Origin of the sequence: uncultured Aquincola sp. (assembly GCF_964001545.1) — a bacterium.
Classification (GTDB): domain Bacteria; phylum Pseudomonadota; class Gammaproteobacteria; order Burkholderiales; family Burkholderiaceae_C; genus Aquincola.
The window spans coordinates 1-6,336 of the sequence record NZ_CAXFDV010000694.1 but is presented as its reverse complement, the minus strand read 5'-3'; the positions used below and the strand labels follow the sequence as shown (position 1 = coordinate 6,336).

The window sequence follows — 6,336 nt, the reverse complement described above, 5'->3', positions numbered from 1 at the left end:
TCGAAGTCGACCTCGACGTAGTGGTCGCTGAAGGTGTGGTTCTGCTCGGGGTCCAGCACTTCCAGCAGCGCCGAAGACGGATCGCCACGGAAGTCCATGCCCAGCTTGTCGATCTCGTCGAGCAGGAACAGCGGGTTTCGCGTGCCCACCTTGGACAGGCTCTGCAGCACCTTGCCCGGCATCGAGCCGATGTAGGTGCGGCGGTGGCCCCGGATCTCGGCCTCGTCGCGCATGCCGCCCAGGGCCATGCGCACGAACTTGCGGCCGGTGGCGCGCGCCACGCTCTGGCCCAGCGAGGTCTTGCCCACGCCCGGAGGACCCACCAGGCACAGGATGGGCGCCTTCACCTTGTCGACGCGCTGCTGCACCGCGAGGTACTCGAGGATGCGGTCCTTGACCTTGTCCAGGCCGTAGTGGTCCTCGTTCAGCACTTCCTCGGCATTCGAGAGGTCGTGCTTGATCTTGGTCTTCTTGGCCCAGGGCAGGCCCACCAGGGTGTCGATGTAGTTGCGCACCACCGTGGCTTCGGCGCTCATCGGCGACATGAGCTTGAGCTTCTTCAGCTCGCTCTCGGCCTTCTTGCGCGCGTCCTTGGGCATCTTGGCGGCGGCGATCTTCTTCTCGAGTTCCTCGAGATCAGCGCCCTCCTCGCCATCGCCCAGTTCCTTCTGGATGGCCTTGACCTGTTCGTTCAGGTAGTACTCGCGCTGGCTCTTTTCCATCTGGCGCTTGACGCGGCCACGGATGCGCTTTTCCACCTGCAGGATGTCGACTTCATGCTCGAGGAGCTCCAGCAGCTTTTCCAGCCGCTTGTCGGTCTCGAAGAGGTCGAGCACCGACTGCTTGGCTTCGAGCTTGAGCGGCAGGTGAGCGGCGATGGTGTCGGCCAGGCGGCCGGCATCGTCGATGCCCGCGATCGAGGTCAGGATCTCGGGCGGGATCTTCTTGTTCAGTTTGACGTACTGGTCGAACTGCTGCGTCACCGCGCGGCGCAGGGCCTCGATCTCGGGCTTGGTGTCCACCGCCGGCGGGATCGGCGACACCTCGGAGATGAAGTGCTCTTCGGTCTCGGTGATCGACAGCGTGTTGGCGCGCTGGGTGCCTTCGACCAGCACCTTCACGGTGCCGTCGGGCAGCTTCAGCATCTGCAGGATGCTGGAGACGCAGCCCACGTCGAACATGTCGTCGGCCTTGGGCTCGTCCTTGCCGGCGGCCTTCTGGGCCACGAGCATGATCTGGCGGCCGGCTTCCATGGCGGCTTCCAGGGCCTTGATGGACTTGGGGCGACCCACGAACAGCGGGATCACCATGTGCGGAAACACCACCACGTCGCGCAGCGGCAGCAGCGGCAGCGTGATCGGATCCGAGGGCAAAACGGGATGTCCGGACATTGAGAAACCTCTCTTTCTCAAGCTGACGTGGGGCTTGAGCAGGGGATTGCAAGGCGGCCCGCCGGGGCCGCGTGAGAAGCTTCCAGGAGACCGCCGACGGCGGTGGCTGCGTCAGGCAGCAGCTCAGGCACTCGCCTTGGCCTCGTGGTAGACCAGCAGGGGCTTGGAGCCCTCTTCGATGTTGTGTTCATCGACCACCACCTTGGCCACACCGTCCAGGTTGGGCAGGTCGAACATCGTGTCGATCAGTGCGTGCTCCATGATCGAGCGCAGCCCGCGGGCGCCGGTCTTGCGCGCCAGCGCCTTGCGGGCGATGGCCTGCAGCGCGGTGGTGCGGATTTCCAGCTCCACGCCGTCCATGCCGAACAGGCGCTGGTACTGCTTGAGCAGCGCGTTCTTGGGCTCGGTCAGGATCTGCACCAGCGCGTCTTCGGTCAGCTCGCCCAGCGTGGCCACCACCGGCAGGCGGCCGACCAGCTCGGGGATCAGGCCGAACTTGATCAGGTCTTCCGGCTCGGTGGCGCGGAACACCTCGGAGACACGCTTTTCGGTCTTGGTGTGCACCGTGGCGCCGAAACCGATGCCCGACTTCTCGGTGCGGTTCTGGATGACCTTTTCCAGGCCGTCGAAGGCGCCGCCGCAGATGAACAGGATGTTGGTCGTGTCGATCTGCAGGAAATCCTGGTTCGGGTGCTTGCGCCCGCCCTGCGGCGGCACGCTGGCCATGGTGCCTTCCACCAGCTTGAGCAGCGCCTGCTGCACGCCTTCGCCCGACACGTCGCGGGTGATGCTGGGGTTGTCAGCCTTGCGGCTGATCTTGTCGATCTCGTCGATGTAGACGATGCCGCGCTGCGCCCGCTCGACGTCGTAGTTGCAGTTCTGCAGCAGCTTCTGGATGATGTTCTCGACGTCTTCACCCACGTAACCGGCTTCGGTCAGCGTGGTGGCGTCGGCAATCACGAAGGGCACGTTCAGCAGCCGCGCCAGCGTTTGAGCCAGCAGTGTCTTGCCCGAGCCGGTGGGGCCGATCAGCAGGATGTTGCTCTTGCTGAGCTCGACTTCATCCTTGCTGCTGGCGCCCATGTGCTTCAGGCGCTTGTAGTGGTTGTAAACCGCCACCGACAGCGTGCGCTTGGCCACGTCCTGGCCGATCACGTACTGGTCGAGGCTGGTCTTGATTTCCGTGGGCGTGGGCAGGTCGCTCTTGGCGGCCTTGGCGGTGGCGCCTTCGGCCGGCACCTCGTCACGGATGATGTCGTTGCACAGCTCGATGCACTCGTCGCAGATGAACACCGACGGACCGGCGATGAGCTTCTTCACCTCATGCTGGCTCTTGCCGCAGAAGGAGCAGTACAGAACCTTTTCGCTCGAAGCGCCTTTTTTCTCGGCCATGGGTATTCAGAGGGGTTCGCGGACGCGAAGGTCAATGCAGGGGAATGATAGTCCAACGCCACAGGCCGGTCGGCGCGGGCGCAAAGGCCCTGACGGGGCCTTGCTCCACGGCCGACGGCCGGGGGGCGCAGGGCTTACGGGCGCTTGTCCAGCACCTGGTCGATCAGGCCGTAGGCCTTCGACTCTTCCGGGTCCAGGAAGAAGTCGCGCTCCATGTCGGCACGGATCTTCTCGATCGACTGGCCGGTGCGCTCGGCGTAGATGCGGTTGAGCTGCTCGCGGGTCTTGAGGATCTCGCGGGCGTGGATCTCGATGTCGGTGGCCTGGCCCTGGGCGCCGCCCGAAGGCTGGTGGATCATCACGCGCGAGTTCGGCAGCGCGAAGCGCTTGCCCTTGGCGCCGGCCATCAGCAGGAACGAGCCCATGCTGGCGGCGATGCCCATGCACAGCGTGGACACGTCGGGCTTGATGAACTGCATCGTGTCGAAGATCGACAAGCCCGCGCTGACGCTGCCGCCCGGCGAGTTGATGTACAGGTGGATGTCCTTGTCGGGGTTTTCGCTTTCCAGGAACAGCAGCTGGGCCACCACGAGGTTGGCGGTCTGGTCGTTCACCGGGCCCACAAGAAAGATCACCCGCTCGCGCAGCAGGCGGCTGTAGATGTCGTAGGCCCGCTCGCCGCGACCGGATTGTTCGATGACCACGGGCACCATGCCCAGGCCGGTGGTTTCAAGCGCGCTCATGAGTTGTCCTTGCGAAATGGGGATAGACACACGTCCAATATGCGGGCCGATTATGGGGCTGCAAGAGCAGGCCCAAAGAACGGAAAAGGCGCCTGCCTTGCGGCCCGGCGCCTCTCAGGTCGACCAGCAGGTCGGGGCAGATCGTCAGGCGGTCATCAGCTCGTCGAAGGGCAGCTGCTTGTCGTTGACCTTGGCGCGGCCGAGCACGAAGTCGGTCACGTTGTTCTCGATCACGACGGCTTCCACCTCGGCCATGCGCTGGCGGTCGCTCAGGTACCAGCGCACCACTTCAGCGGGCTTCTCGTAGCTCTGGCTCATCTCTTCGATGTGGGCCTGCAGCTGCTCGGGCTTGGCCTGCAGGTTGTTGGCCCGCACCAGCTCGGCCACCACCAGGCCCAGGCGCACGCGCTTCTCGGCTTGCGCGGTGAACAGCTCGGCCGGGATCGGCGCCTTGTCGGCGTCCTTGACGCCACGCTGCTTGAGGTCGGCGCGGGCGGCTTCCACCATGCGCTCGGTCTCGGTCTTGACCAGGGCCTGCGGCACGTCCAGCTGCGACACGGCCACCAGCGCGTCCATCACGGCGGCCTTGTTGCGGGCCAGCACGCGGAACTTGACCTCACGCTCGAGGTTCTTCTTGATGTCGGCGCGCAGCGCTTCCACCGTGCCGTCGGCGATGCCCAGCGACTGGGCGAAGGCGGCGTCCACCTCGGGCAGCACCTGCGACTCGATCTTGGTCATCGTGACCAGGAAGTCGGCTTCCTTGCCGGCGACGTCCTTGCCCTGGTAGTCCTCGGGGAACTGCAGCGGGAAGGTCTTGTTCTCGCCGCTCTTCATGCCGCGCACGGCCTTGTCGAACTGCTCGAGCATCTGGCCTTCGCCGATGATGAACTGGAAGCCTTCGGCCTTGCCGCCTGCAAACGGCTCGCCGTCGATCTTGCCTTCGAAGTCGATGGTCACGCGGTCGCCTTCTTCGGCGGCGGCGTCGGCCGGGCGCTGGGCGAAGGTGCGGCGCTGCTTGCGCAGGATGTCCACGGTCTTGTCGATGGCGGCGTCGGTCACGTCGGACGACACGCGCTCCACCTCGGCACCGGCCAGGTCGCCGATCACCACCTCGGGGTACACCTCGAAGGTGGCGTCGAAGGCGAACGAGCCTTCGGGCGCGTCGTCCTTCTGGGTGATGCTGGGCATGCCGGCCACGCGCAGCTTGGCTTCGTTGGCGGCGGTGTTGAAGGCCTCGCCCACCTTGTCGTTGACCACTTCGTACTGCACCGAGTAGCCGTAGCGCTGGGTGACCACGCTCATCGGCACCTTGCCGGGACGGAAGCCGTCGGCCTTCACGGTGCGGGCCAGCTTCTTCAGCCGCGACGTCACTTCGCCGGCGATGGCATCGGCCGGCAGCGTGAGCGTGATCCGGCGTTGCAGTTTGTCGAGGGTTTCAACCGTGACCGTCATTTGTCCGACTCTCTTGTTGCGTACTGTGGTGCGCGGGGGGGGACTCGAACCCCCACACCATTGCTGGCGTCAGGACCTAAACCTGGTGCGTCTACCAATTTCGCCACCCGCGCTAGATGGAAAGAAGGGGCTGCTTCCGGGCGGAAGCGCCCCCTCGCTGATCTGTGAACCGCGGATTCTAACCGGGCTGCGCCGGCTCCCGCTTCACGCGGAACCACGCAGCGTACATCGCGGGCAAAGCCAGCAGCGTCAGCGCGGTGGCCACGATGAGGCCGCCCATGATGGCCACGGCCATCGGGCCCCAGAACACGCTGCGCGACAGCGGGATCATCGCCAGCACGGCCGCAGCCGCCGTGAGCACGATGGGCCGGAAGCGCCGCACCGCCGATTCGACGATGGCGTCCCAGGTGGGCACGCCGCGGGCGCGGTCGTGCTCGATCTGGTCGATCAAAATCACCGAGTTGCGCATGATCATGCCCATCAGCGCGATCACGCCCAGCAGCGCCACGAAGCCGAACGGCCGGTTCAGCAGCAGCAGCGCCGCCGCCACGCCGGCGATGCCCAGCGGCCCGGTGAGGAAGACCAGCATCGAGCGGCTGAAGCTTTGCAGCTGCAGCATCAGCAGCGTGAAGATGATGAACAGCATCAGCGGCACGCCGGCCGCGATCGAGCCCTGGCCCTTGCTGCTTTCTTCCACCGCACCGGCGATCTCGATGGTGTAGCCCGGCGGCATGCGCTTGCGCAGTTCATCGAGCTGCGGCCACACCTCGGCGGTCACGGTCGGGCCCTGCAGGCCGTCGGCCACGTCGCCCTGCACCGTCACCGCGAACTGCCGGCCTTCGCGCCACATCACGCCGGGCTCCCAGTCGAGCGCGATGGTGGCGATCTGCGCCAGCGGGATGACGCGGCCGCTGGCCGTGGGCACGTAGGCATTGGCCAGTGAAGTGACGGCTTCGCGCTCGTCGGCGGGCTGGCGCAGCAGGATGTCGATCAGCCGGTCACCCTCGCGGTACTGGCCCACGGGCGTGCCCGACAGCAAGGTGCGCGAAGCCTGGGCGATGCCCTGGCTGGTGACGCCCAGCGCACGCGCCTTGTCCTGGTCGATGTCCAGGCGCAGCACCTTCACCGACTCGTTCCAGTTGTGGTTGACGCCGCGCATGTGCGGGTTGGCGCGCAGGATGGCCATGGCCTGATCGGACCACTCGCGCACCGCGGTGGCGTCGTTGCCCATCACCCGGAACTGCACCGGGTACGGCACCGGCGGCCCGTTGGGCAGCAACTTGACGCGGCTGCGCACCTCGGGGAATTCGGTGGCCAGCAGCGCCGGCAGGGTCTTCATCAGGTGTTCGCGGGTGGCC

5 protein-coding genes and 1 tRNA gene are annotated in these 6,336 nt (G+C 65.9%); all 6 read right to left on the bottom strand.

Annotated features, from left to right (window positions below; translation table 11 throughout):
* The coding region (locus ABNT58_RS24410) for an LON peptidase substrate-binding domain-containing protein (protein WP_348755989.1) at positions 1-1,391 on the bottom strand (1,391 nt) is incomplete at its 3' end.
* A gap of 123 nt (positions 1,392-1,514) precedes the next feature.
* On the bottom strand, positions 1,515-2,783 hold the full coding sequence (gene clpX / locus ABNT58_RS24405; RefSeq protein WP_348755988.1) for an ATP-dependent Clp protease ATP-binding subunit ClpX: 1,269 nt from the start codon (positions 2,781-2,783) through the stop codon (positions 1,515-1,517).
* 134 nt (positions 2,784-2,917) lie between these two features.
* The gene (gene clpP / locus ABNT58_RS24400; RefSeq protein WP_310740130.1) at positions 2,918-3,526 is read right to left on the bottom strand and encodes an ATP-dependent Clp endopeptidase proteolytic subunit ClpP; all 609 of its coding nucleotides are present in this window, start codon (positions 3,524-3,526) and stop codon (positions 2,918-2,920) included.
* A gap of 144 nt (positions 3,527-3,670) precedes the next feature.
* Positions 3,671-4,978, bottom strand: coding sequence for a trigger factor (gene tig, locus ABNT58_RS24395; RefSeq protein ID WP_348755987.1), 1,308 nt, complete (start codon positions 4,976-4,978; stop codon positions 3,671-3,673).
* Positions 4,979-5,004: 26 nt separating this feature from the next.
* A tRNA-Leu gene (locus ABNT58_RS24390) sits at positions 5,005-5,091 on the bottom strand.
* A 65-nt stretch (positions 5,092-5,156) separates the two neighbouring features.
* Positions 5,157-6,336, bottom strand: a 1,180-nt coding sequence (locus ABNT58_RS24385) for an efflux RND transporter permease subunit (protein ID WP_348755986.1), incomplete at its 5' end; no start/stop codon positions are given.